Consider the following 24,838-nt stretch of genomic DNA (forward strand, 5'->3'; position numbering starts at 1 on the left):
ATTTTTGTGTTTCAAATTTAAGGAAATTCGATAGGTTTATAATCGAATTCGCAGGTCATTTTGAATACATCAGAAAACTATATAAAACGCTGTCTGCAAATTGCCAAAAATGGTTTAGGAACCACTAGACCCAACCCAATGGTTGGCGCAGTAATCGTTTATAACAACACTATAATTGGTGAGGGCTACACAAGTGCCTATGGCGGACCACATGCCGAAGTTAATGCCATAAATTCTGTGAAAGACAAATTGCTTTTACCAAAAAGCACGCTATATGTTACTTTAGAACCATGCAGTCATTACGGAAAAACACCACCATGCAGTGACCTTATAATAAAATATAACATCCCAAAGGTTATTATCGGTTGTATTGACGATAATCCAGAGGTTGCTGGCAAAGGTGTCGCCAAACTTAGAAATTCAGGGTGTGATGTTAAAGTTGGCGTTTTAGAGGAAGAATGTAAAAGACATCATCAACGATTTTTTACATTTCATAATAAAAAGCGCCCATACATAATTTTGAAATGGGCAGAATCCAAAGATGGTTTTTTAGCACCAAAAACTAAGAACAAACAAAGACCTGTTTGGATTACAAATGCCTATTCTAGACAATTAGTCCATAAATGGCGTTCCGAAGAACAAGCCATTTTAGTAGGAACAAATACCGTTTTGCAAGATAATCCTAGTCTAACGGTTAGAGATTGGACAGGAGAACATCCGATACGCGTGGTATTAGATAAAGATTTGAAACTTAATAGTAACTTTTCTGTTTTTGACCATAAAGCTGAAACGTTAAAGATGATTGACGCAGATATTAATAGTATTTGCAAGAAGTTATTTGAAAAAAATATCAATTCTCTTATTGTAGAAGGCGGAGCAAAAACACTTCAATCATTTATAAATGATGATTTATGGGACGAAGCTCGTGTTTTTATTGGTAATACTGAGTTTATGGAAGGTATAAAAGCACCAATTTTGAAAGGAAAACTTAGTAAAGAAGAAATGATAAAAGATGATGTTTTAAAAGTTTACACAAATGATTAAAACTTTAATTTTTGATTTTGGCGATGTCTTTATTAACCTTAACAAACAAGGCGCAATGGACAATGCCCTAAGGTTATTTGACTTGGAAACTTTTGAAGATGACATGCTAGAAACCAATATAATGTATGAAGTTGGGAGAATATCCACGTTGGAGTTTATAAACTTCTACACTTCAAAATTTCCAGAATTAAGCGAGAAAGAGATTAGATATGCTTGGAATTATATCATCAGAGACTTTCCAAAACATAGACTTCAATTTGCTCAAAAACTGGCTAAAGAAGGCAACTACCAATTAATTCTTTTGAGCAATACAAACGAAATGCATATCGACTATGTAAAGCAAACAATCCCTTTCTATGAAGATTTTAAATCTTGTTTTGCTAAATTTTATTTATCGCACGAAATAGGATTACGAAAACCAAACACAGACATATTTCAGTTTGTGTTAGACGAAAATAATCTCATTGCAAAAGAATGTTTGTTTATAGATGACACAAAAGAAAATACAGATAAAGCGAAGCATTTAGGATTTCATATCTGGAATATTGATGAAACTAAAGAAGACGTTGTCGACTTATTTAACTCCAAAAGCAATTTGTTTTGATTTATTTAGCGTTAAGCATCTTAGCTTCAACCGGAATTTTTGTTCTTTTCAAACTGTTTAGAACTTACAAAGTAGATACGCTTCAAGCTATTGTAGTTAATTACATTACCGCATCGGTTTGTGGATTTATTCATAATTCTAACCCTATAACCATTAGAGAAATAACAGGTACTCGTTGGTTTATTGCTGCAATCTGTCTTGGATTTTTATTTATTGCCATTTTTAATGTCATGGCCTTAACTGCCCAGAAAAATGGACTTTCCGTAGCTTCTGTTGCTAGTAAAATGAGTGTTATTATCCCTGTATTATTTGGGATATTGGTTTTTAATGAAGGTATTGGAATTATAAAAGTCATAGGCATAAGTATTGCACTAGTAGCTGTGTATTTAACATCTGTAAAAGAAAGAGACAACACTATAGCTAAGTCAGGAACCTTACTCTTACCTATTATCTTGTTTTTAGGCTCAGGAACAATTGACACCTCCATAAATTACTTTGCTCCAGATGATAAGATACCTTTATTTTCTGCTGTAATTTTTGCATTTGCATTTATTATTGGTTGTGCGATATTAGCTTACCGCGCAATAAAACTTAAAAGGCAATTTAGTCGTAGAAGCATCCCTTTAGGTTTTATTCTTGGTGTCGTTAATTATGGCTCGATTTATTTTTTGTTAAAAGCATTACGAATAGATGGACTAGAAAGTTCTGTATTGTTTACCGTAAATAATGTTGCTATAGTTGCTAGTTCTACTTTAGTAGGGTTATTAGTTTTTAGAGAATACATTTCAAGACAAAATTGGCTAGGTATAGTGTTAGCCTTAATTTCAATAATTTTGGTAACACTTATTTAATGGAAAGAAAAGACACCTATAAAACTATAAGCAAAGCTTCAAGCGAAGTTCTTTTTAAAGACAAAAACAGTAAATTTTACGGTATTGCCTTTCCAGTCACTTCGGAGAATACGATTAAAAAGTATCTAGAAGACTTAAAAAAACAACACTACTCTGCCAGACATTGGTGTTATGCTTACCAGTTAGGGACAGAACAAATTAAATACAGAGTAAATGACGATGGCGAACCTAGTAATACGGCAGGTATGCCTATTTATGGCCAAATTCAATCTTTCGACTTAACTAATGTCCTAATTGTTGTTGTTAGATATTTTGGCGGTGTAAAATTGGGCGTTGGCGGATTAATTAATGCCTATCGTACTGCAGCAAAATTGGCAATAGAAGCCTCTGAGATTATCGAAAAAACTATCGATGTGTCTTTTATAATTACATGCGATTACAAACACCTAAGCCGAATTATGAAAATTCTCAACGAAAATGAAGCTGACATAAATTCTCAGAAACTTGAACTAAATTGTGAATTAAAAATTTCTGTTAGAAAAGGAAACTCAGAAAAACTATTTAACCTTGTTCAAAGTTTTCATGATATAAATATCAAAAAATTATAAGGTATTTTCCGTCAGTTTTTTCATCAAATAGTCAGGACATCGCGTAGGTCTGTTGCGCTTCATATCTATAAACACCAATGCTGTATGCCCTGTTGCAAGTAAATCGCCGTTTTCATTAATTAACTCGTAATCAAATTCTATACGCGCTTTAGGTAATTTTTTTATTGAAGTTACTACTGTTAATAAATCGTCGTAACGCGCTGAATTTTTATATTTAATTTCCAGTGAGATAACAGGTAACATTATTCCGCTATCTTCCATCGATTTGTAGGTGATTCCGTACTGTCTTAACCATTCGGTCCGACCCACTTCAAAATAGGACGCATAATTTGCATGATATACAACGCCCATTTGGTCTGTCTCGCCGTAGCGTACTCTTATTTTTGTTTCGTTTTTATACATTTTTTTGATTTTGTTTAACGGAAATAATGTACCTTTAAACGTTGTTCGAAACATGAGAAAAAATTTCTGAAAATTCTAGTCAATTTCATTTTTTTTTTAACTTTTTTGTTCACATATTTGTCTAGTGCAAAAGAAACCACGTTAGAGAATTTCAACTTCTCTTTTTTTTGCGCTTCAACTAACTAATTGACAAAAACTTAATTAAAGTATGGATGTAACGGCTCAATCGGTCTGGGGCAATTGTCTCGCTTTTATAAAAGATAATATTCAACCCCAAGCCTTTAAAACCTGGTTTGAACCTATAGTAGCTGTTAAATTATCTAATAACGCTTTAAGTATTCAAGTTCCTAGTAAATTCTTCTACGAATGGTTAGAAGAACATTATGTAAAAATTTTAAAAGTTGCTTTAACAAAAGAATTAGGAGAAGACGCCAAGCTGGTTTATGTAATTAAAATGGAAAACACCTATGGCAATAGGCAACCATTTACAGAGCGTATTCCTAGTTCTAACAGAACAGCAGTAAAATCGCAAGAAGTTGATGTTGCTTTTAATAATAAAAATCCCGAGTTAAAGAATCCTTTTGTTATTCCTGGAATTAGAAATGTAAAAATTGAGTCTCAACTTAATCCCAATTACACATTCGAAAATTTCTTAGAAGGCGATTCTAATCGTCTAGCGCGTAATGCTGCGATTGCTGTTGCTAACAAACCTGGCGGCACTTCATTTAACCCATTATTAATTTTTGGAGGTGTTGGTTTGGGTAAGACACATTTAGCTCACGCTATTGGTGTCGATATTAAGGATAAATATCCCGAAAAAACAGTTTTATATATTTCGGCCGAGAAGTTTACACAACAATATATTGACTCCGTAAAGAAGAATAACAGAAATGATTTCATTCATTTTTACCAAATAATTGATGTGCTAATTATCGATGACGCACAATTCTTTTCCGGTAAATCTGGAACTCAAGATGTATTCTTCCATATATTTAATCATTTGCATCAAAACGGAAAACAGGTTATCCTAACAAGTGATAAAGCACCTGTTGATATGCAAGACATAGAGCAACGATTATTATCTCGTTTTAAATGGGGATTATCTGCGGAATTGCAAAGCCCAGATTTTGAAACAAGAGTATCGATTTTAGAAAATAAGTTGTATCGTGATGGCGTAGATATGCCAGATGAAATCATCGAATACGTAGCCAAGCACATAAAATCTAACGTTAGAGAATTAGAAGGCGCCATAATCTCTCTTATAGCACAGTCGTCTTTCAATAAAAAAGAAATTACACTCAACCTAGCGAAAGATATCGTTGAAAAATTCGTTAAAAACACAAAGCGTGAAGTATCGATAGACTACATACAGAAGGTGGTTTCCGATTATTTCCAGATGGATGTTAGCACACTTCAGTCTAAAACAAGAAAGCGTCATATAGTTCAAGCTAGACAATTGGCCATGTTTTTTGCAAAGAAATACACCAAAGCGTCTTTGGCAAGTATTGGTTCCCAGATTGGACAGCGTGACCACGCTACAGTCCTGCATGCATGTAAAACTGTGGACAACCTGTCTTCTACAGATAAACAGTTTAGAAAATATGTGGAGGACTTATCCAAAAAGTTAACACTTTAATTTACCTATTTCAATGTCTCACAAACCAACTAAAACTAAGATTTTAATGGTTTGCCTGGGTAATATTTGCCGCTCTCCGTTGGCTCATGGGATTTTGGAATCGAAATTACCAAAAGACAGTTTTTATGTGGATTCCGCTGGTACAGCGAGCTATCATATAGGAGAAAAACCTGACCAGCGCTCAATAGCAATAGCAAAGTCTAAAGGCATAGATATTAGTACACAACGTGCTAGACAATTTTCTTCCTCAGATTTTGATAAATTTGATGTCATCTACGCTATGGACCAATCTAACTATCGTAATATTTTAAACCTAGCGAAATCAGAAGATGACAAAAGAAAAGTGAAATTAATTTTAAATGAACTTTCACCAAATTCTGATTTAGAAGTTCCAGACCCATATTATGGCGGAGACCAAGGTTTTAAAACTGTTTACGATTTGCTAGATAAGGCTTGCGAGGTCATTGCCTCGAGACTTCTAAATTAAATCATTCATTTAATTATATTTGAAGTATGAACGAAAAAGGCAAACTTTACCTTATACCTACACGCTTAGGCGACAATCCACCACTTGAGGTGTTACCACTTTCAATCAAAAAAATAATTGAACAGCTCGATGATTACATTGTCGAGAACGAAAAAACCGCAAGACGCTTTATAAAACGTGTCGTACCAAATAAACCGCAACCAAGTTTACGACTAAAAGTACTAAATAAGTATACACAACAAAGCGAACTAAATTCTTTTCTAGACCCTTGCGAAAATGGGTTGTCTATGGGAATAATATCGGAAGCGGGATGTCCAGCAATTGCAGATCCAGGCTCTGATATTGTAAGTATTGCTCATGACAAAAATATTACAGTTGTGCCCTTGGTTGGTCCATCGTCTATTTTGTTAGCCTTAATGAGTTCTGGAATGAATGGGCAAAGTTTTGCTTTTAACGGCTATTTACCTATTGATAAAAACGAAAGAAAAAAAGAAATAAAGACATTAGAAAGGCGTTCAGCAGAGCTTAATCAAACCCAGCTATTTATTGAAACGCCTTATAGAAATAACCAAATGCTAGCTGATTTGGTATCCGTTCTTAATCCAAACACCAGAATTTGTGTAGCCTGTGATTTAACGCTACCAACCGAATTTATTAAGACAAAACCTGCTAAAGATTGGAAAAACTCTAAAGAAGACCTGCATAAACGGCCAACAATTTTTGTAATTCAGAAGGACTAGATTGTAGCTTTAGCTCGCTTCTCTGGTTTTATAATTGACGTATCATATCCTGCAAAACGCTTCATGTAGTAACGCACTGTAGAACCATAACCATCAGCAAAATTCATTTTACCGTAGCTTCTTAAAAACTTTTTTACGCTACCAGCTCCTGCCAAGTGGGCTGCTGCTAAAATACCAGATTCAGTAATCTCAACACCTGCTATGGTTTTTCCAACGAAACGCTCTATATCTTTTCTTAAAATCCATTTGTTACGTTTTGCGTTGGCAATAAAGGCTTTTTCTTGAAGCTCTGGCGTTTTAAGAAAGTGAGATGGATTATAAATTCCAATCATTTTAAGCGTCTCTCTGCCAAACTGGTATTTACCAAGATACCCAAATGTATTTACCACAAAATAATCACCTTGTGACTCTTTAAAGGCTAATGCTTCTTTAAAAGCTTCAAAAGATTTACCTAAATACGGTGTAAATACTTTCTGATTCGACGTTTTAGCTTTTTTATCTGCCATTGCAATATTCTTAGGCGCATCGAAACTGAGCTCAAGACCATCCGTAGAATATTCCTCTGGATTGAGAATAGTTGATGGATATAGTGCTAGCGCAATTAAAAAACAAACTGCGAAAGGCACTATAACATTGGATACTATTTTATTCTTCATAACCTAAATTTTACGTAAAGCTAAATCAAAAATTAAGCTCTATAAAAATTCGGCTGCAAAGATACGAAAAAGTAATTAACACTGAAAATCAATACGTTAAACTCGATTAAAAGTAAATATAATGGGCTTTTACGCCATTTTTTCCGTTAAACTCCAACGTTGGCATTGGTACTTTAATCGTGTTAAAAACGCTAAATAAAGATTTTAGAAGGTTAGAATTTGTTCGTATTCGGGTTAAATCGATATCCAAACTTAGATAAAACTGTCGGTATCTGTCTTGATTTGGAAATTGTACAATGTCGTCTTTTCCGGACAACATCCCATTTGCCCCATAACCTACTGCAAGATTAAGCCATTTTGGTATAAACTCGGACCTAAAAAAAGAATTGAGATTAAAACTTAACCAATAGGTTTGTCCGTTATAATCTTTTAAAAATTCTTCAGTGAGTCCAGCGCCTAACTTATCAGGGTTTTGTGGTGCAAATTCTGTTCTACTAAATGAGTACTTAAGCGCAATTCGTTGTTCTTGCCACAGTAGTTCTTGACCAACATAAAGTCCCGTACCACCAGCATTAGCTAACATATCACCCCAAGAAAATCCCCATTCTTTAGAAAATCCATCAAACACCTCAACAGCAGTTAAAAAACCTAATCCTAAGGTTGAACCATAAATTAATTGGTTTTTTTTAGAGACGTCAGCCCAGTTAAGTGTTTCAGCTCCAATTCTACTTAATTGGTAGCCTGCATAGACGTGCCCTACTTTGTCCATCTGAAGCCATTGACTGTTGTCATTGGTAGTACGAAATTTTGAACGCTCAAAGTCGGCATACCATAATTGGTCTAAAGCCACGAGCGTTAAACCACCAAGAGCGGCTTGGGAAACAATAACAGCATTTCGTCTTGGCTTATTGAGAGAATCACTCGGCTTAAAAAACTTATTCAACTTCGATTGTGAAAAAGAAAAACAACCGATAACAATACAACTAATAATGGTGAGAATCTGCTTCAAACTACTTCCTAATACCTTGTTGATCTAGATAGTTATGATAGTCTCTGGCATTATTGTTATGCTGACTCAATGTTTTAGCAAATCTATGATAACCAGGCTTTTTAGGGTCCGCAGCGAAGTATAGATAATTGTGGTTTTCGTAATTTAATACCGCATCAATAGCCGATAAATCTGGCATTGTTATTAATCCAGGAGGCAATCCGGCGTACTTGTAAGTATTATATGGCGAATCTATTTCTTTATGTACATTAAGCACACGTCTTATAATCGTATTTTTATATTTAGGCAACTGGTACGCTGCAAACTTAATTGTAGGGTCTGCTTGAAGCGGCATACCAATTTTAAGTCTATTAATGTATACGCCTGCCACACGCGGTTGTTCGGATTTTTGCTTTGACTCTTCGTAAACTATAGATGCCAATGCCATAACCTCATCTCTAGAAAAATTTAAAGCCTTTGCTTTTTCCAATCGTTCGGAATTCCAAAATTTATCGTATTCCGTTTTCATGCGTTTTACAAAACTTTCCGCAGATGTATTCCAAAATACCTGATAGCTATTTGGCAAATACATACCTAGTGCTGTTTTTTGGTCTAAATCGGCAGATTTAAGAAAATTATCATCCTTCATGGCTTTTAACAAACTTAGGCTATCAGCTTCAATTTGCTCTGCTACTCTTCCAGCGAGTGCTTCGAGTGAACTTTGATTGTTAAAAGAGAGTTTTACAGGAATATTTCCACTTCTTATAGAATTAATTATTTCGTTATTATTCATTCCCTTTCTTATACGGTATTTACCCGCTTTTACATTAGAAGTGTATTTCTTCTGCTTGGCTAAAGCATCAAATCCATTGATATCCTCTAATAAAGGCTCAAGCTGTTGCCGTACATCTCGATACGAATCGTTTTCGGATATGTAGATATATACTTCAGACTCATTAAACTTAGTATTTGGACTAAACATAGCACCATAGATGTAATATGCAAAAAATGCAAAAATCACTAATCCTATTAATGCTATAGCCCAAAGTATTTTTTTAATATACATGCTATTTATTTATAAGTTGTAAAAGGTATTCGTTTTCGACACCATTGTTTGTAAAATTCCACTCTTTTTTAAGACCTACTCTTTTAAATCCTTTATTCTCAAAAAGCGTTAGACTAGCTTTGTTGTTTTCAGAAATATTGCAAAACAATTGATGCAATTGTAATTTGCTAAAACAGTAGTTGATTAATAAAGATAAAGCCTCACTCCCAAATCCTTTACCTCTACTTGCTTCATCTGTAATAACAATACCAATACCTGCACGCTTATTTTTAAAATCGAAGTCAAACACATCTATTAAACCAAGAGTTTCATTATCATAACTCGAAATAACTAATCGTAATTGTTTTGCCTCGTAAATATCTTGGTGCGCATTTTCGAGATATTGCTTAACTAAAAATCTCGAGTATGGCGTCTGGGTATGACTTAAATGCCAAATGCTTTCGTCATTTTCTACTTTATAAACAAACTCTAAGTCCTCTGGCTCTAATGCGCGTAAATAAATATGTTTACTTTTTAAAGTTACCATTCTATTTCGCCTTTAAAAACTTGAGTTGCAGGTCCAATCAACCAAATGTCACTGTAACGTCCATTATTTTCTTTGAAAGTGATGGACAATTCTCCGCCTTGTGTTTGCAGCACTACTTTGTTAGAAGCAGTTTTACCGCTATTGTGCATGGCTAAAGCTACGGCTGTAACACCTGTTCCGCAAGACAAAGTTTCGTCTTCTACGCCACGCTCGTAAGTTCTTACTCTAAATTTGTCTGACGATATTTGATGAACAAAATTTACATTGCTACCAGTTTCGTTGTATGGTTCGCCATATCTAATCTGTGCGCCATTTACCTTAACATCTAAATCATCTATGTTTTCTACAAGTTGAACATGGTGCGGAGACCCCGTATCTAAAAATTGATGATTTTTAAAAGTCTGAATTACAGAAACATCCGTCATTTGTAATTTTACAATATTGGCATCAATTTCAGCATTATGTAAACCATCGATAGCCTCAAATGTCGTTTTATTTTCAATTACGTCAAGAAATTTAGCAAATGCAACAATACAGCGTCCACCATTGCCGCACATGCTACTCTCCCTACCATCCGCGTTGAAATAAACCATCTTAAAATCTAGCGTTGGATGATTCTCTAAAAGTATAAGTCCATCTGCTCCTATGCCAAAACGTCGGTCACATAATTTGGCAATATTTTTGTTGTTAGTTTTATCAAAAAATAACGACCTATTGTCTATAACAACAAAATCATTGCCAGTGCCTTGATATTTGTAAAAATGTCCTTTCATAATGCTGGACAAATATAACAATAAAACACCGTAAACTGTGGTGTTAAATCGTCGTTAAAGTTGAATTTAAAAATCAATAATTAAATAATTTTAAACGTTAAATAGTAAACTTAAAACTGAAAAAATGAAGAAGATTTTAACATTAGTATGCGTTTCCGCATTAGGTGGCTTACTTACGTTAGGAGGCTATAAACTATTTGTTGAGAAAGAAAACAATAACGTTGTAATAGAAGATAATACATCGCAACTACCTGTATATGTACCAACATCTACGAGTAACGCTTTATTGACTAATACCGATAAACCCGATTTAATAACAGCTGCAAATAAAACCATAGATGCTGTTGTACACGTAAAAAACACGCAGATAAATAGAGGTCCTCAAACATGGGGAGATATTTTTAGTGGTAGAACTATAGAAAGAAAGCAATTGGCTGGAGCTGGCTCTGGTGTTATTATTTCGCCAGACGGACATATTGTTACAAACAATCATGTTATTAAAGGTGCTGCAGAGATTTCTGTTACACTAAATGATAACCGAACCTTTTTAGCAGAATTGGTAGGAACAGATGCAGAAAACGATATTGCATTACTAAAAATAGACACTGAAGAAAATCTTCCTCACGTCCCTTTTGGAGACTCTGATGCTACGCAAATTGGCGAGTGGGTTTTGGCTGTTGGTAATCCGTTTAACCTAACATCTACGGTAACAGCGGGTATTATAAGTGCAAAATCAAGAGATTTATCTGGTAATCAATCATTTATACAAACAGACGCCGTCGTAAACCCAGGAAATTCTGGGGGTGCTTTGGTTAATGTTAATGGCGAATTAGTTGGCATAAATACCGCTATACAATCACAAACCGGTTCCTATATTGGCTATTCGTTCGCTGTACCAAGTAATATAGCACGAAAAATAGTTGAAGACATTATGGAGTTTGGTGATGTGCAAGATGGTATATTAGGTGTTACCGGTTTAGCACTAAATGGCGAAGCCGCTAAAGAGCTAGACGTGGACGTGACAGAAGGTTTTTATGTAAGTGGTATTGAGAAAAAATCTGGGGCTGATATTGCAGGTATAGTTGAAGGCGATATCATTAGACGACTAGATAACGTAGAAATCAATAAATACTCTGACTTAAGTGGCTACTTAAAAACAAAAAGTCCTTCTGATGTAATAAATGTCGAGATATTAAGAAATGGAGCTATTAAAACCATTCCTGTAGCCCTAACTAAAAAAGAAGATATTTACGTAGAATTTATGGATATGCAGTTTAGAGATATCCCCGAAAAGATAAAAAATGAGTATCCACAACTTTCCGAAGGTGGTGCTTTAATCTTAGAAAACAAAAATGCATGGCTATACAACAAGGTAGGTCTCAGAAGAAACTACGTAATAACAGCAATTAACGACATAGAGATTAAAAATGTAGATGATATAAACAAGCTGAAAAAAGAATACGGTGAAGATTTTACCAAATACCTTAATAAGTTGGAATATTTAGATGGAAATCTGAGACGAAAAGAAATTATTTTCAGATAAAATTTATCACAATATCGGTAAAAACAGCCCTTCAAGATTACAAATTTTGAAGGGTTTTTATTTTTATAAAAATAGGCTACGAAAACGTTTGAAATATAGTATTTTTGCCGAAAATTTTGAAAGCCATAATAAAAAATCAAAAGCTTTCAGACGAAACAAAACAAAACACACAACACAATGCCTTTTAACGACACTTACGAAAATGAATTAGCGTTTCAAGCGGATAGACGCCGTGCTACTGTAGAATTTATTAAAATTTTAAACGATTTATGGTACGACAAATCTATCGAGCTTGTACTCTTCAGAAACTCTCTAATCGATAGAAACGTAAGCGATATTATTAATCTACACGAATACGCTGGTGAGTTTGTTCAAAAACCAATTTCAATTTTCGATTCTGTAGAAATCGCCAAAGCTATCTATCAGCTAGATTTACCACCTGCAAAATTAGATATTGGCAAACTAACTTATGAATACCATTTAGAAGACGATAAATTTAGTAATGCACTAAGTTTTGTTGCCGAAAAGCTTAAAGGAGCGGAAAAAAGTAATGGTATAGAACCAAAGGATGTTATACTTTATGGTTTTGGCCGTATTGGTCGTTTAGTCGCTAGGGAGTTAATGACCAAAACAGGTAAAGGAAGCCAAATGCGTCTCAGGGCAATCGTTACACGTGGCAAAATTGATGCTACCGTTTTAGAAAAAAGAGCGTCACTTTTAAAAAATGACTCTGTTCATGGCGATTTTTCCGGAACTGTAACTACAGATATAAAAAACGAAGCGTTAATTATAAATGGTACAACTGTAAAAATCATTTCTGCAAATGCACCAGAAGATATCGACTACACAAAATACGGAATCAACAACGCATTGGTAATAGATAATACAGGCGCCTTTAGAGATAAAGAAGCTTTGAGCAGACATTTAAAAGCCAAAGGTGTCGATAAAGTTTTATTAACCGCACCTGGCAAAGGGATTCCTAATATTGTTCATGGCGTTAACCATTTAGAAAATAACCCTGATGATATTAAAATATTCTCAGCGGCATCTTGTACAACAAATGCCATCACGCCGATATTAAAAGCCGTAGAAGATTCTTATGGTGTAAAATCTGGTCACTTAGAGACCATCCATGCATATACTAATGACCAAAACTTAGTAGATAATTTTCATAACAAGTATAGAAGAGGTCGTGCTGCTGGATTAAATATGGTTATTACAGAAACAGGAGCAGGAAAAGCTGTAAGTAAAGCACTTCCTGCCTTAGAAGGAAAACTAACCTCAAACGCCATTAGAGTTCCTGTGCCAAATGGTTCTTTAGCAATTCTAAATTTAGAACTTGAGCGTGAAACTTCTGTTAAAGCTATGAACGCTATAATGAAAAAATATGCACTTGAAGGTGATTTGGTTGAGCAGATTAAATACGAAATGAGTGACGAACTGGTATCGAGCGATATCGTTGGCAGCTCAGCACCTTCAATCTATGATAGTAAAGCGACAATCGTAAGAGAAGATGGTAAAAATGCTATTTTATACATCTGGTACGATAATGAATATGGTTATAGCCATCAGGTTATTCGCCTTGCAAAATACATATCTAAAGTAAGACGATATACATATTATTAAAAATAAGACATCCAAAGTAACGTTTAACTACGTATATAAATAGCCTTACAAATCAGTAGGGCTATTTATTTTACAAATAGGTAATACTGTTAAAATTCCTATCTTGTGGAAGTCTTAAACCTAACCGTAATTAAAATGAAATACTTAACCAAAACGCTACTCCTATTTTCTTTTATCTTTTTCCAATTTACAAATGCCCAAGTAGCACAGACTGAAGACACCCAACTAAAACGTAACGAAGGCTCCGTAGATGACCAATTTGAATACGTGATATCAAAATCTTATACCTATCGCGGCAACGGAAAAGTATATAAAAATGTACAATACCATTGGCTAACAGAACTTAAAGCTAGTGTTGCAGATACCTTAAAACAAAAAAATAAAGTCATTGCAGATACAAAAGCAATGATAGAAAAGCAATCTGGAGAAATAGCAGCTTTAAAAGCCAATCTTTCTAATACCCAAGTAGAATTAACCAATACCAATGCGGAAAAAGACAGTATGTCGTTGTTTGGTATACAAATGAGTAAAGGCGGTTACAATATTCTATTATGGAGTATCATTGCGGGACTTTTGGCTTTGACTTTACTTTTTATTGTACGCTTTAAAGGCAGTAATTCGGCAACTAAAGAAGCCAAACGAAAACTCGAAGAAGTGGAAATTGAGTTCGAAGAACACCGTAGAGTAGCTTTAGAGCGTGAGCAAAAGGTAAGACGACAACTTCAAGACGAGATAAATAAGAATAGAGACAAAAAGTAATACATAATCTTATGTCATGCTTAACTTGTTTCGGTATCTCAACATCGATAATTTGATATCGCATCAATTACGGATTTTTTATGACTATACTAAAAGCTACCCTAGAGCATCTCAATGACCTTGCTCCTTTATTTGATGGGTATCGCCAATTTTATAAACAAAAAGCAGATATTACAGGTGCGTTTCATTTTTTAACTGAACGCTTAACTCAGAAAGATTCAATTATTTACATTGCTTATATAGATGATAAGCCTGTAGGATTTACACAACTCTATCATTTATTTTCTTCTGTATCCATGCAACCTATGTATTTACTCAATGATTTGTTTGTGATAAATGATTGCAGAGGAAAAGGCATTGGCGAAGCCCTGATTTATGAAACTAAACAACTAGCCATTTCGGAAAATCAAAAAGGGATAGCTATACAAACTGCTTTTGACAATCCCGCGCAAGAACTCTACAAACGCTTAGGTTTTAAACCAGATACGGATTTACATTTCTTTTGGACAGTTACTACCTAATTGCTTGATATTACAAGTTTTTTGAACTAACTTCGTTTAAAGACAGATAAAACAAATTATTACCTAATCATATCCCAAAGTTGTTTGCAATTTGAAAATCATGGAAATATTTGAAAACATAAGTCAATGGATAAATAATCATCCTATTTCTTCAAATATTATTAGATATATAATTTGGGCTGTTTTTATACTGTTGGCAATTGCCTTTCTTCGACGATTTTTAAGAAAAAAACTTCCTGACACAAGAATTAGATATAAATCTCAGAAAGCTGTAGAATTTTTTGGCTATGTACTACTTATTATAGTAACAATTTCATTTTTTACGGGTAGTATAAAGGACTTTGCATTAGCTATTGGCCTACTGACAGCTGGCATAACAATAACATTACAAGAGTTAATTTTAAGCGTTGCTGGTTCTTTTTATATATTTTTTGTTGGTGTTTACAAACCTGGTGATCGTATTGAAATTAATAATATAAAAGGCGATGTCATTGATATTGACAGTATTTATACAACTATGATGGAAATTGGCGAATGGGTTTCTAGTGATAATTATAGCGGAAGAATCGTGAAGCTAAGTAATGCCTTTGTTTTTAAAGGTCCCGTTTATAATTATTCAAAAGATTTTCCTTTTGTCTGGGATGAATTTAATATTCCAATTAGATATGGCTCTGATTTAGAATTGGCTAAATCAATTGTAATTAAAGTTGCATCTGAAACCCTATCCGAATATGTGTCTAATTCTATTTCAGAATGGAATCGAGTTGTAAATAAATACTACATTGAAAATGCTCAAGTTGAACCAACCTTAGCGATAAGCATGACAGACAATTGGATACAATTCAATCTTCGATATATTGTTGACTACAAAAAAAGAAGATACACAAAACACCTACTAAACCAACTTATTGAAAAAGAAATTCAAAAGACCAACAATAAAGTTAAGTTAGCATCAGCAACTGTTGAGATTGTAAAAATCCCAAATATTAATCTGAAAAAAGAATAAGAAACAATCTGAATAACCCGTTTTCAAATTCCAAGATTAATCGCATCTTTGCAAAATGCGTATAGACATTATTACCGTTTTACCAGAACTATTAAAAAGTCCTTTTGAAGCATCGATATTAAAACGTGCTATAGAAGCGGGCTTAGTCGAAGTGCATTTTCATAATCTTAGAGATTACACAACAGACAATTACAAATCTGTGGACGACTACCAGTTTGGTGGTGGCGCCGGCATGGTAATGATGATAGAACCCATAGACAAATGCATCACAGGTTTAAAAGCCCAACGTAATTACGACGATATTATTTATATGACACCAGATGGTGAGCGTCTTAATCAAAGTATTGCCAACCAAGTGTCCTTAAAAGAAAATATTATAATTCTTTGTGGCCATTACAAAGGTGTAGACCAACGCGTTAGAGATAAGTTTATTACGCGTGAAATTTCTATTGGCGATTATGTACTTTCTGGTGGAGAGCTTGGAGCTGCCGTGCTCTGTGATGCTGTAATTAGGTTAATTCCTGGAGTTTTGGGTAACGAAACATCTGCCTTAACAGATAGCTTTCAGGATAATTTATTGGCGCCGCCAATATATACCAGGCCAAGAGAATACGATGGTATGAAAGTTCCAGAAGTCTTGTTTAGTGGTAATTTTGGCGAAATCGAAAAATGGCGAGAAGAACAAGCCTACAAACGCACTAAAGAAAGGCGACCAGACCTGCTTAATGACGATTGACGATTGACGATTGAAAAATATAAAATCACACAATTAAACAAACTGCTTACTGCTTACTGCTTACTGCTTACTGCTTACTGCTTACTGCTTACTGCTTACTGCTTACTGCGACTTAAAATTTATCACTTTTCACTTTATACTTTATACTTTTTAATTATCTTTGCACCCAATTTTGGATTAACCTCTGGCGAGAATCGTGAATGTTGATTTAAAAAAACAATTATAAATCATATAGCATGGAGTCTTTAGTAAAATACGTACAAGACGAATTTGTAACAAGAAAAGATTTACCTGAGTTTAGTGCAGGTGACACAATTACTGTTTACTACGAAATTAAAGAGGGAACCAAAACGCGTACACAGTTTTTTAGAGGCGTTGTACTACAGCGTAAAGGAAGTGGTACTTCTGAAACGTTTACAATCCGTAAAATGTCTGGTACAATTGGTGTAGAACGTATCTTCCCAGTAAACTTACCAGCTTTACAAAAAATCGAAGTAAATAAAAGAGGTAAAGTACGTAGAGCTCGTATCTTCTACTTTAGAGGTCTTACTGGTAAAAAAGCGAGAATTAAAGAGGTTAGAAAATAAACGATTAATTCTTTTACGAACAATATTAAAAGCCTTGATTTTTCAAGGCTTTTTTGGTTATTAACTTTTGTTAATAAGTGCGGTTTATAAGTTGTGCATATCTACTTTGTTAAAAAACTTGGAAATCTAAAACTAAATCTTACTTTAGCTAAACAATTAACAACAAACATTGTTTGGTTTTGAATTTAATTTTGAATTTGTGTTAAATTGTTTCAAAGACCAGTTCTTTGTTTAGTGAGATTTTTTCAGTTGCAGAATAATCTGTGTATGCAGAATTATAATACAACTTAGTTAATGTAAGTTTAACTTCGGTTGGCTTATATTAAGGATTGGTTTTGAAAAGTAGCTCTACTTAGGTGGTTGCGAAAAGTAAAAACAGGTCGTATAAACATTACCATTATGATAAATAAGGGTTAATGATAAAGCGAACTAAAAAATCTCTCATGAAATGTCTAGTTTCAAGTCAATACATTTTGAAAGTTACGAAGCATTTCACAGACACTGAAACACTTGAACCGAAAAGGATGAGGGTTTACCCATCAGCTGAGTTAGTGAAAACTAAATAGGTTACGTGAAGTAGGTATCTAAGAAAGCCATATCACATCAGTTTACTGAATGATATGGCTTTTTGTTTTTTATAAATTAAACTTAGAAACCTCAAGTTTTTATTCTGCCGATATTATTGACATCAATCCATCTAAAAGTCTTCTGAAAGACCTAAGCACCAAAAGAAAATCTTTCAGTACTAGTAAATTTGAATCAAATATTTACTAAGGCTTAATTTTTTAATTCATTAGAAATCAGTCTTCATTCAAAGACTCTATTTTTGTATATTTGCACGGCTTTTATAAGCCCATGACTCACTATAAAGCATAAAAAAAGATATGACTAAATTTTCCACTATTTTCTATACGCTAACGGATGAAGCTCCTGCTCTTGCAACAAGGTCTTTTTTACCTATAGTTCAGGCATTTACAAAATCATCAAACATTAATATAGAAACCAAAGATATTTCGCTCGCAGGACGTATTTTATCTGCTTTTCCAGATTATTTGACAGATGAGCAAAAAGTACCAGATGCCTTAGCAGAATTAGGAGAATTAGTAAAACAGCCAGAAGCAAACGTTATAAAGTTACCCAATATTAGTGCGTCAATTCCGCAGCTTACTAATGCAATAGAAGAGCTACAAGCTAAAGGTTATGCACTTCCTGACTACCCAGACGAACCTAAAACAGACGAAGAAAAATCCATAAAAGCGCGCTATGACAAAATTAAAGGTTCTGCTGTAAATCCTGTGCTTAGAGAAGGAAATTCCGATAGACGCGCACCCAAAGCCGTAAAGAATTATGCCAAAAAAAACCCGCATCGTATGGGAGCATGGTCATCTAATTCTAAAACCCATGTTGCTACTATGTCTAGCGGTGATTTTGCTCACAACGAAAAATCAGTTACACTAAATGATGCTACAAGTGTAAAAATTGTCCACACTTCTTCAGATGGAAACAGAACCATTTTAAAAGACAATTTAGCATTACTTAAAGGCGAAATTATCGATGCAACCTTAATGAGTAAAAAAGCACTAATCCGCTTTTTAGAAGAACAAGTTAAAGATGCCAAAAAGAAGGGTGTTCTATTTTCGTTACACATGAAGGCTACCATGATGAAAGTTTCTGACCCAATTATCTTTGGTCATGCGGTAAAAGCATTTTTTAAGCCACTATTTGAAAAACATGGCGATATATTTGAAGAAATAGGCGTTGACGTTAATAATGGTTTTGGAAATTTAATTGAAAAACTGGAAGAGTTGCCAGAAACAAAGCGTAAAGAAATTGAAGCAGACATTGAATCTGCTCTTTTAAACGGGCCAGATTTAGCCATGGTTAATTCTGATAAAGGAATCACAAACTTGCATGTACCTAGTGACGTTATCATTGACGCATCTATGCCAGCTATGATTCGTACTTCTGGACAAATGTGGAACGCTAAAGGCAATCAGCAAGACACCAAAGCTGTAATACCAGATAGTAGCTACGCGGGTATTTATACTGCAACCATAGATTTTTGCAAGGAACATGGTGCATTTGACCCAACAACAATGGGGACTGTTCCTAACGTTGGTCTTATGGCGCAAAAAGCTGAAGAATACGGTTCGCATGATAAAACTTTTGAGATAACATCAAAAGGAAAAGTAGAAGTCATTGATGCTTCTGGAGGTGTTCTAATTTCTCATGAGGTTGAAGCAGGTGATATCTGGAGAATGTGCCAAACCAAGGATGCACCTATTAAAGATTGGGTTAAGCTTGCCGTGACACGTGCTAGAGCTTCCCAAACACCCGCTGTATTTTGGTTAGACAATAATAGAGCGCATGATGCAGAACTTATTAAAAAAGTAAACTTATACCTTCCTAATCATGATACAGAAGGTTTAGATATAAGGATTTTAGCACCTATTGAAGCCACCAAGTTCACTTTAGAACGTGTTAAAGCTGGCAAGGATACAATATCCGTTACAGGAAATGTATTGCGAGACTATCTAACGGACCTATTCCCTATTTTAGAGCTAGGAACAAGTGCAAAGATGCTATCTATTGTCCCGTTAATGAATGGTGGTGGTTTATTTGAAACTGGAGCTGGTGGTTCTGCACCAAAGCATGTTCAGCAATTTGTTGAAGAAAATCATCTAAGATGGGATTCGTTGGGTGAATTTTTAGCACTTGCGGTTTCTTTAGATCATTATGCAGATTTTACAGGAAACGAAAATGCAAGAATACTTGGAGAAACTTTAGATGAAGCAACAGAGAAACTACTTCAGAATAAAAAGGGACCTTCTAGAAAAGTAAACGAGCTTGACAATCGCGGAAGTCATTTCTACCTAGCATTATACTGGGCAGAAGCACTTGCAAATCAAAATGCTAGTAACGATTTAAAGCAAGAGTTTTCTCAGATTTTCAAAAATCTTCAAGCTAAGGAAGTAGATATTGTTAACGAGCTTAATACAATTCAAGGCGTATCTGTGGATATCGATGGGTATTATTATCCTAATGAAGTATTGACGCATAATGCTATGCGCCCAAGCAATATATTTAATAGTATTCTCAATTAAACTTACGTTAAAAAAGCCTCATCTAAAATGAGGCTTTTTTATTTTTATAGAAAATTAAGCTAATGAGAAAGTTCCTATTAGGAAGTCTTTTTTTATTCCTCTCTTTTACTGCAATTACTTCAGCACAAAATAAATATACCTTAAGCGGCATAGTGTCGGATAGCAAAACAACAGAAACGCTTATAGGTGTTAATGTTATAGTGCCAGAACTAAAAAACGGAACCATGACTAACGAATATGGTTTTTATTCGTTAACATTAGAAGAAGGTACTTACGACATACAAATAAGCTATTTAGGTTTTAAAACAATTACAGAGACCATAGATTTGACAAGTGATAAAACAATAAACTTTAAACTTGTTGAGTCTGCGGAAAGTCTTGACGAAATTGTAATCACAGAAGACATAGAAAAACTTAACATTCGTAAACCTCAAATGAGCGTTAATAGTCTTTCTATTAAGACCATTAAGCAACTTCCTGTAGTATTGGGAGAGGTTGATGTTATTAAATCCATTACACTTTTGCCCGGCGTAACTAATGCAGGCGAGGGCTCTTCAGGGTTTAACGTACGAGGTGGCTCAGCAGATCAGAACTTAATACTGTTAGACGAAGCAACAATCTTTAATTCCTCTCATTTATTTGGTTTCTTTTCAGTTTTTAATCCAGATGCTATTAAGGATATAAAATTATATAAAGGTGGAATCCCGGCTAAATATGGCGGACGAGTATCTTCAGTATTAGACATATATCAAAAAGAAGGTAATAATGAAGAATTTCATCTTAACGGAGGAATTGGTCTTGTATCAAGTCGGCTATTAGCCGAAGGACCATTAAAAAAAGGAAAAGGTTCATTTCTTGTCGGAGGACGAAGTAGTTATGCGCATCTTTTTCTGCCACTCTTCGACTTAGATAATATCGCCTACTTTTACGATTTAAATACAAAACTTAGCTACCGATTAAACGATAGAAATAGTATCTATCTATCAGGATATTTCGGAAGGGATGTTTTTAGCTTGGCAGATAGTTTTACAAATACTTACGGGAATAGCGTTCTTAACTTTAGATGGAATCATCTGTTTTCAGATAAACTATTCTCCAACTTATCCCTAATTTATTCTGATTATTATTATGGTTTATCTTTAGACTTTGTGGGGTTTGATTGGGAATCTGGCATCAGAAACTTTAATGTAAAATACGACTTTAAACATTATATAAGTGATAAGCTAAAATTAGAATACGGACTTAATAGTATTTATTACAAATTTAATCCAGGAGAAATTCTTCCTATTGACGAAGATTCAGGCATAAATCCAGACAAACTTATTGATAAATATGCATTTGAAAATGCCGTGTATATAGACGCAGAACAAAAACTTTCGGATAAATTATCTGTATCGTATGGCGCTAGATTAAGCACATTTCATAGGCTTGGTCAAGACGAAATAAATAGCTATCAAGACGATAATCCATTAATATTTAACCAAGATTTACAGATTTACGAAAAAGCAGAACCAATAGGTACAGTCTCTTTTAGCAGAAACGATGTATTAGAATCTTTCGCTTATATAGAACCTAGAGCCTCGCTCGCCTACCAACTAAATGATGAGTCTTCAGTTAAAGCTAGTTATAACAGGATGACACAGTACTTGCATTTGCTGTCCAATACAAGCTCGCCAACGCCTTTAGATGTTTGGACACCTAGCGGGCAGTTTATAAAACCCCAAATTCTTGACCAGTTTGCAGTTGGTTATTTTAAAAGTTTTGAGAATGATAAATTTTCATTGGAAGTAGAAAGTTTTTATAAAATTATTGAGAACCGAATAGATTACATAGACGGCGCTAACCTTATTGCCAATGATGCCATAGAACAAGTGATTCTTAATGGTGAAGCAAGAGCGTATGGATTAGAAGTATTATTCAGAAAAAACGAGGGTCGTTTTAAAGGATGGTTGGCTTATACACTCTCTAAGTCAGAGCAACGTACACCTGGCAGAACAAATCAAGAAACAGGTATTAACAACGGTCAATGGTACAACACACCTTGGGACAAAACTCATGATATAACCTTTACAGGCTCTTATGAGCTAAGTAAAAAATGGTCTATAAATACGAATTTCTTATATCAAACAGGAATACCAGCCACGTTCCCAAACGGACAATATCAATTTAACGGTATAACAATACCTGTTTACGAAGCAAGAAACTCAAGCCGATTAACCGATTATCATCGCTTAGATTTATCTTTTAATTATAATCCAAGACCAAATTCACAGAAGAAATTAAAAGGGCAATGGGTATTCAGTCTTTATAACATTTACAACAGAAGAAATGCCGCAAATATTACATTTAGAGAAAATAGAATGTCAGGACGTAATGAGGCTACTAGGTTAGCTATTTTTGGTGTTGTGCCAGCAGTAACTTATAATTTTCAATTTTAAGATGAAGAGAATTTTAGCAATAATCATATTATTTATAGTCATAACATCGTGTGAGGATGTAATAGAAGTGGATTTAAACGAAGCACCTCCAAGATTAGTTATAGATGCAGGTATCAATTGGTTTAAAAATACTTTCGGAAACGAGCAAAGTATTAGATTATCCTTGACTGCACCTTTCTTTGATGAGGATGTACAACCAGCCAATGGAGCCATTGTTTCCATATCAGACAACAACGGCAATATATTTAATTTTACGGAGGATGGAAATTCTGGGATATATAGAAATGATACATTTATCCCTGTCATTGATGGTGTCTATACGCTAGTAGTTATTTATAACAATGAAACTTATACAGCAACAGAAACATTAAAATCTGTAGCATCAATTGACTTCATTGAGCAAAAAGATGATGGTGGGTTTTTAGGAGAAGATATAGAATTAAAAGCTTTTTATACAGACCCAGCAGGTGTAGAAAACTATTATTTTTTCGAATTTATTAGTGATATTCCAGCAGTTCCTACCTTAGAGGTTTACGAAGACCGATTTACAGACGGAAATCAAATATTTGGATTTTATACTGAAGAAGATTTAGAACCAGGTGATATAGTAACCATTCGTAATTATGGTGTTACAGAGCGTTTCTATAATTTCATGTTCACGCTACTACAACAAGGAAGTGAGGAAGGTGGTGGTCCGTTTGAGACACAGCCAGCAACAGTACGTGGTAATTGTATTAATCAAACTAATGCAGATAATTTTCCCTTTGGTTATTTCAGGCTATCAGAAGTCGATGAAGTTATTTATACAATACAATAGTAGAATTATTAGGGCGTTACCTCGATAAATCGGGTCGGGCTATTCGCTACAATCTTTTGCTCGTAATTCGCAAAAGGATTTCCACTATTATCCCTAACGCAAACAAATTCATTATTTTTATAAAATGAATTTTGAAAAAACAACAGAAAAAGAATCTTACTATAATGACCTCGAGAAAATGTCTATTCGAGAGGTCATCACAAATATTAATACAGAAGATAAATCTGTTCCATTAGCTGTTGAAAAAGCGCTACCACAAATAGAAACACTTATAGAACAAACCGTTTCAAAACTTAAAACTGGAGGTCGTATCTTTTATGTTGGTGCTGGAACTAGTGGAAGACTTGGAATTTTGGATGCATCCGAATGTCCTCCAACTTTTGGGGTATCTCACGATTTAGTTATAGGATTAATTGCTGGTGGGGATACAGCAATAAGAAAGGCTGTAGAATTTGCAGAAGATTCTTCAGAACAGTGTTGGAATGATTTAAAAGCTCATAACATTTCAAAGAAAGATATTGTTATTGGCATTGCAGCTTCAGGTACAACACCATATGTACTTCATGGACTCAAAGAATGTAATGAGAATAGCATTACTACTGGATGTATTGTTTGCAATTCTAATAGTCCAATATCAAACACGGCAAAGTATCCAATAGAAGTTATAGTAGGTCCAGAGTTTGTTACTGGTAGCTCAAGAATGAAAGCTGGTACAGCACAAAAACTTGTTCTCAATATGATTACCACTACAACTATGATTCAGTTGGGTAAAGTAAAAGGAAACAAAATGGTAGACATGCAATTGAGTAATCAAAAATTAGTCAATCGCGGAATGCTAATGCTCATGGATGAACTCAACATATCAAAAACTGAAGCCAAACAACTTTTAGAAAAATATGGTAACGTTAGAAACGTTTTAAAACAAGATAAATATGGAAGAAACTAAAAGAACAGATAAGGAGGTTTTATCAAAAGGTATACGAATTATGCTTATTTGTTTATTCTTAATGTTCGCTGGACCTACAGTAGTTCATATTGCCTTTTCAAACGATAATAAACCACTTTATATTCCATTGTTAATTCTAGGTATTCTTTTTTGTGTCCTAGCTATCTTTACTTTATACAAAGGTATTAAGACGATTATGGATAGTTTATTTGGAGAGAATGGTAAGTGAGAGTCTTCTTTTTGTTTTATCCGCTTTGTAAATATTTCACGAGGATATTTTATAAACAAAAAAAGACCCAATCGTTATGATTGGGTCTTTCAAAAAAGGCGGCGACCTACTCTTCCACAGTAAGCAGTACCATCGGCGCAAACGG

The 24,838-nt window shown here is 34.4% G+C and carries 25 protein-coding genes; 19 read left to right on the top strand and 6 right to left on the bottom strand.

Translation table 11 applies throughout. The features are described from left to right. The first annotated feature begins 60 nt into the window (after positions 1-60). Genes ribD through DFQ05_RS13330 form a run of 4 tightly spaced genes read left to right on the top strand, consistent with a single transcriptional unit; the run spans position 61 to position 3,107 of the window. Positions 61-1,044, top strand: a complete 984-nt coding sequence (gene ribD / locus DFQ05_RS13315) for a bifunctional diaminohydroxyphosphoribosylaminopyrimidine deaminase/5-amino-6-(5-phosphoribosylamino)uracil reductase RibD (protein ID WP_132706104.1) — start codon at positions 61-63, stop codon at positions 1,042-1,044. Continuing rightward, complete coding sequence (locus DFQ05_RS13320) at positions 1,037-1,648, top strand: HAD-IA family hydrolase (protein ID WP_132706106.1); 612 nt, start codon at positions 1,037-1,039, stop codon at positions 1,646-1,648. Before ribD ends, DFQ05_RS13320 begins: the two co-directional genes overlap by 8 nt. Continuing rightward, on the top strand, positions 1,645-2,499 hold the full coding sequence (locus DFQ05_RS13325) for an EamA family transporter (RefSeq protein WP_132706108.1): 855 nt from the start codon (positions 1,645-1,647) through the stop codon (positions 2,497-2,499). The genes DFQ05_RS13320 and DFQ05_RS13325 overlap by 4 nt, the downstream gene beginning before the upstream one ends. Then, positions 2,499-3,107, top strand: coding sequence for an IMPACT family protein (locus tag DFQ05_RS13330; protein ID WP_132706109.1), 609 nt, complete (start codon positions 2,499-2,501; stop codon positions 3,105-3,107). Before DFQ05_RS13325 ends, DFQ05_RS13330 begins: the two co-directional genes overlap by 1 nt. Here the strand turns inward: DFQ05_RS13330 and DFQ05_RS13335 are convergent. After that, on the bottom strand, positions 3,102-3,509 hold the full coding sequence (locus tag DFQ05_RS13335) for an acyl-CoA thioesterase (protein ID WP_132706111.1): 408 nt from the start codon (positions 3,507-3,509) through the stop codon (positions 3,102-3,104). The genes DFQ05_RS13330 and DFQ05_RS13335 overlap by 6 nt on opposite strands. Before the next feature lie 208 nt (positions 3,510-3,717). Between DFQ05_RS13335 and dnaA the strand changes: the two genes are divergently transcribed. The 3 genes from dnaA to DFQ05_RS13350 are packed head-to-tail and all read left to right on the top strand — an operon-like array spanning position 3,718 to position 6,372. Continuing rightward, on the top strand, positions 3,718-5,145 hold the full coding sequence (gene dnaA / locus DFQ05_RS13340; protein ID WP_132706113.1) for a chromosomal replication initiator protein DnaA: 1,428 nt from the start codon (positions 3,718-3,720) through the stop codon (positions 5,143-5,145). A 13-nt stretch (positions 5,146-5,158) separates the two neighbouring features. After that, a complete protein-coding gene (locus DFQ05_RS13345) occupies positions 5,159-5,632 on the top strand; it encodes a low molecular weight protein-tyrosine-phosphatase (RefSeq protein ID WP_132706114.1) in 474 nt (157 codons plus the stop codon). Between the two features lie 26 nt (positions 5,633-5,658). Continuing rightward, positions 5,659-6,372, top strand: a complete 714-nt coding sequence (locus tag DFQ05_RS13350; protein ID WP_132706116.1) for an SAM-dependent methyltransferase — start codon at positions 5,659-5,661, stop codon at positions 6,370-6,372. On the opposite strand, the gene DFQ05_RS13355 is transcribed toward DFQ05_RS13350, so the two are convergent. The 5 genes from DFQ05_RS13355 to dapF form a co-directional block, all read right to left on the bottom strand. Beyond that, complete coding sequence (locus tag DFQ05_RS13355) at positions 6,369-7,028, bottom strand: peptidoglycan-binding protein LysM (protein ID WP_132706117.1); 660 nt, start codon at positions 7,026-7,028, stop codon at positions 6,369-6,371. The genes DFQ05_RS13350 and DFQ05_RS13355 overlap by 4 nt on opposite strands. Positions 7,029-7,134: 106 nt before the next feature. Further along, positions 7,135-7,971, bottom strand: a complete 837-nt coding sequence (locus DFQ05_RS13360; RefSeq protein ID WP_241974272.1) for a DUF2279 domain-containing protein — start codon at positions 7,969-7,971, stop codon at positions 7,135-7,137. 67 nt (positions 7,972-8,038) lie between these two features. Further along, positions 8,039-9,082 (bottom strand): endolytic transglycosylase MltG, encoded by a 1,044-nt coding sequence (gene mltG / locus DFQ05_RS13365; protein ID WP_132706119.1) that lies wholly within the window; start codon positions 9,080-9,082, stop codon positions 8,039-8,041. A 1-nt stretch (position 9,083) separates the two neighbouring features. Continuing rightward, complete coding sequence (locus DFQ05_RS13370) at positions 9,084-9,608, bottom strand: GNAT family N-acetyltransferase (protein WP_132706121.1); 525 nt, start codon at positions 9,606-9,608, stop codon at positions 9,084-9,086. Further along, positions 9,602-10,381, bottom strand: coding sequence for a diaminopimelate epimerase (gene dapF, locus DFQ05_RS13375; RefSeq protein WP_132706122.1), 780 nt, complete (start codon positions 10,379-10,381; stop codon positions 9,602-9,604). The genes DFQ05_RS13370 and dapF overlap by 7 nt, the downstream gene beginning before the upstream one ends. Before the next feature lie 124 nt (positions 10,382-10,505). Between dapF and DFQ05_RS13380 the strand changes: the two genes are divergently transcribed. The 12 genes from DFQ05_RS13380 (at position 10,506) to DFQ05_RS13440 (ending at position 24,693) form a co-directional block, all read left to right on the top strand. Beyond that, entirely contained in the window at positions 10,506-11,924 is a 1,419-nt protein-coding gene (locus DFQ05_RS13380; protein ID WP_132706124.1) for a trypsin-like peptidase domain-containing protein, read from the top strand. A 177-nt stretch (positions 11,925-12,101) separates the two neighbouring features. Continuing rightward, complete coding sequence (locus DFQ05_RS13385; protein WP_132706125.1) at positions 12,102-13,550, top strand: glyceraldehyde-3-phosphate dehydrogenase; 1,449 nt, start codon at positions 12,102-12,104, stop codon at positions 13,548-13,550. A 135-nt stretch (positions 13,551-13,685) separates the two neighbouring features. Then, a complete protein-coding gene (locus tag DFQ05_RS13390; protein WP_132706127.1) occupies positions 13,686-14,309 on the top strand; it encodes a tRNA (guanine-N1)-methyltransferase in 624 nt (207 codons plus the stop codon). An 80-nt stretch (positions 14,310-14,389) separates the two neighbouring features. After that, entirely contained in the window at positions 14,390-14,830 is a 441-nt protein-coding gene (locus tag DFQ05_RS13395) for a GNAT family N-acetyltransferase (RefSeq protein WP_132706129.1), read from the top strand. 100 nt (positions 14,831-14,930) lie between these two features. Further along, complete coding sequence (locus DFQ05_RS13400) at positions 14,931-15,836, top strand: mechanosensitive ion channel family protein (protein WP_132706131.1); 906 nt, start codon at positions 14,931-14,933, stop codon at positions 15,834-15,836. A gap of 55 nt (positions 15,837-15,891) precedes the next feature. Then, positions 15,892-16,572, top strand: coding sequence for a tRNA (guanosine(37)-N1)-methyltransferase TrmD (gene trmD / locus DFQ05_RS13405; protein WP_132706133.1), 681 nt, complete (start codon positions 15,892-15,894; stop codon positions 16,570-16,572). A 236-nt stretch (positions 16,573-16,808) separates the two neighbouring features. After that, positions 16,809-17,159, top strand: a complete 351-nt coding sequence (gene rplS / locus DFQ05_RS13415) for a 50S ribosomal protein L19 (protein WP_132706137.1) — start codon at positions 16,809-16,811, stop codon at positions 17,157-17,159. An 884-nt stretch (positions 17,160-18,043) separates the two neighbouring features. Beyond that, positions 18,044-20,263, top strand: coding sequence for an NADP-dependent isocitrate dehydrogenase (locus DFQ05_RS13420; protein WP_132706139.1), 2,220 nt, complete (start codon positions 18,044-18,046; stop codon positions 20,261-20,263). 62 nt (positions 20,264-20,325) lie between these two features. Then, positions 20,326-22,701, top strand: coding sequence for a TonB-dependent receptor (locus DFQ05_RS13425; protein WP_132706140.1), 2,376 nt, complete (start codon positions 20,326-20,328; stop codon positions 22,699-22,701). Between the two features lies 1 nt (position 22,702). Further along, positions 22,703-23,518, top strand: coding sequence for a DUF4249 domain-containing protein (locus DFQ05_RS13430; RefSeq protein ID WP_132706142.1), 816 nt, complete (start codon positions 22,703-22,705; stop codon positions 23,516-23,518). Between the two features lie 124 nt (positions 23,519-23,642). Next, positions 23,643-24,464: an N-acetylmuramic acid 6-phosphate etherase gene (gene murQ / locus DFQ05_RS13435; RefSeq protein WP_132706144.1), complete on the top strand. Its 822-nt coding sequence runs from the start codon at positions 23,643-23,645 to the stop codon at positions 24,462-24,464. After that, complete coding sequence (locus tag DFQ05_RS13440) at positions 24,451-24,693, top strand: DUF6095 family protein (RefSeq protein ID WP_132706146.1); 243 nt, start codon at positions 24,451-24,453, stop codon at positions 24,691-24,693. The genes murQ and DFQ05_RS13440 overlap by 14 nt, the downstream gene beginning before the upstream one ends. Positions 24,694-24,838 lie beyond the last annotated feature (145 nt).

It is taken from the genome of Winogradskyella wandonensis (assembly GCF_004346845.1).
In the GTDB taxonomy this organism is placed as follows: domain Bacteria; phylum Bacteroidota; class Bacteroidia; order Flavobacteriales; family Flavobacteriaceae; genus Winogradskyella; species Winogradskyella wandonensis.

Excerpts from the sequence above, each read along its gene's own strand:
- DFQ05_RS13320 (WP_132706106.1), top strand. The coding sequence starts at position 1,037 with ATGATTAAAACTTTAATTTTTGATTTTGGCGATGTCTTTATTAACCTT.
- DFQ05_RS13330 (WP_132706109.1), top strand. The coding sequence starts at position 2,499 with ATGGAAAGAAAAGACACCTATAAAACTATAAGCAAAGCTTCAAGCGAA.
- DFQ05_RS13335 (WP_132706111.1), bottom strand. The coding sequence starts at position 3,509 with ATGTATAAAAACGAAACAAAAATAAGAGTACGCTACGGCGAGACAGAC.
- dnaA (WP_132706113.1), top strand. The coding sequence starts at position 3,718 with ATGGATGTAACGGCTCAATCGGTCTGGGGCAATTGTCTCGCTTTTATA.
- DFQ05_RS13345 (WP_132706114.1), top strand. The coding sequence starts at position 5,159 with ATGTCTCACAAACCAACTAAAACTAAGATTTTAATGGTTTGCCTGGGT.
- DFQ05_RS13350 (WP_132706116.1), top strand. The coding sequence starts at position 5,659 with ATGAACGAAAAAGGCAAACTTTACCTTATACCTACACGCTTAGGCGAC.
- DFQ05_RS13355 (WP_132706117.1), bottom strand. The coding sequence starts at position 7,028 with ATGAAGAATAAAATAGTATCCAATGTTATAGTGCCTTTCGCAGTTTGT.
- mltG (WP_132706119.1), bottom strand. The coding sequence starts at position 9,082 with ATGTATATTAAAAAAATACTTTGGGCTATAGCATTAATAGGATTAGTG.
- DFQ05_RS13370 (WP_132706121.1), bottom strand. The coding sequence starts at position 9,608 with ATGGTAACTTTAAAAAGTAAACATATTTATTTACGCGCATTAGAGCCA.
- dapF (WP_132706122.1), bottom strand. The coding sequence starts at position 10,381 with ATGAAAGGACATTTTTACAAATATCAAGGCACTGGCAATGATTTTGTT.
- DFQ05_RS13380 (WP_132706124.1), top strand. The coding sequence starts at position 10,506 with ATGAAGAAGATTTTAACATTAGTATGCGTTTCCGCATTAGGTGGCTTA.
- DFQ05_RS13385 (WP_132706125.1), top strand. The coding sequence starts at position 12,102 with ATGCCTTTTAACGACACTTACGAAAATGAATTAGCGTTTCAAGCGGAT.
- DFQ05_RS13390 (WP_132706127.1), top strand. The coding sequence starts at position 13,686 with ATGAAATACTTAACCAAAACGCTACTCCTATTTTCTTTTATCTTTTTC.
- DFQ05_RS13395 (WP_132706129.1), top strand. The coding sequence starts at position 14,390 with ATGACTATACTAAAAGCTACCCTAGAGCATCTCAATGACCTTGCTCCT.
- DFQ05_RS13400 (WP_132706131.1), top strand. The coding sequence starts at position 14,931 with ATGGAAATATTTGAAAACATAAGTCAATGGATAAATAATCATCCTATT.
- trmD (WP_132706133.1), top strand. The coding sequence starts at position 15,892 with ATGCGTATAGACATTATTACCGTTTTACCAGAACTATTAAAAAGTCCT.
- rplS (WP_132706137.1), top strand. The coding sequence starts at position 16,809 with ATGGAGTCTTTAGTAAAATACGTACAAGACGAATTTGTAACAAGAAAA.
- DFQ05_RS13420 (WP_132706139.1), top strand. The coding sequence starts at position 18,044 with ATGACTAAATTTTCCACTATTTTCTATACGCTAACGGATGAAGCTCCT.
- DFQ05_RS13425 (WP_132706140.1), top strand. The coding sequence starts at position 20,326 with ATGAGAAAGTTCCTATTAGGAAGTCTTTTTTTATTCCTCTCTTTTACT.
- DFQ05_RS13430 (WP_132706142.1), top strand. The coding sequence starts at position 22,703 with ATGAAGAGAATTTTAGCAATAATCATATTATTTATAGTCATAACATCG.
- murQ (WP_132706144.1), top strand. The coding sequence starts at position 23,643 with ATGAATTTTGAAAAAACAACAGAAAAAGAATCTTACTATAATGACCTC.
- DFQ05_RS13440 (WP_132706146.1), top strand. The coding sequence starts at position 24,451 with ATGGAAGAAACTAAAAGAACAGATAAGGAGGTTTTATCAAAAGGTATA.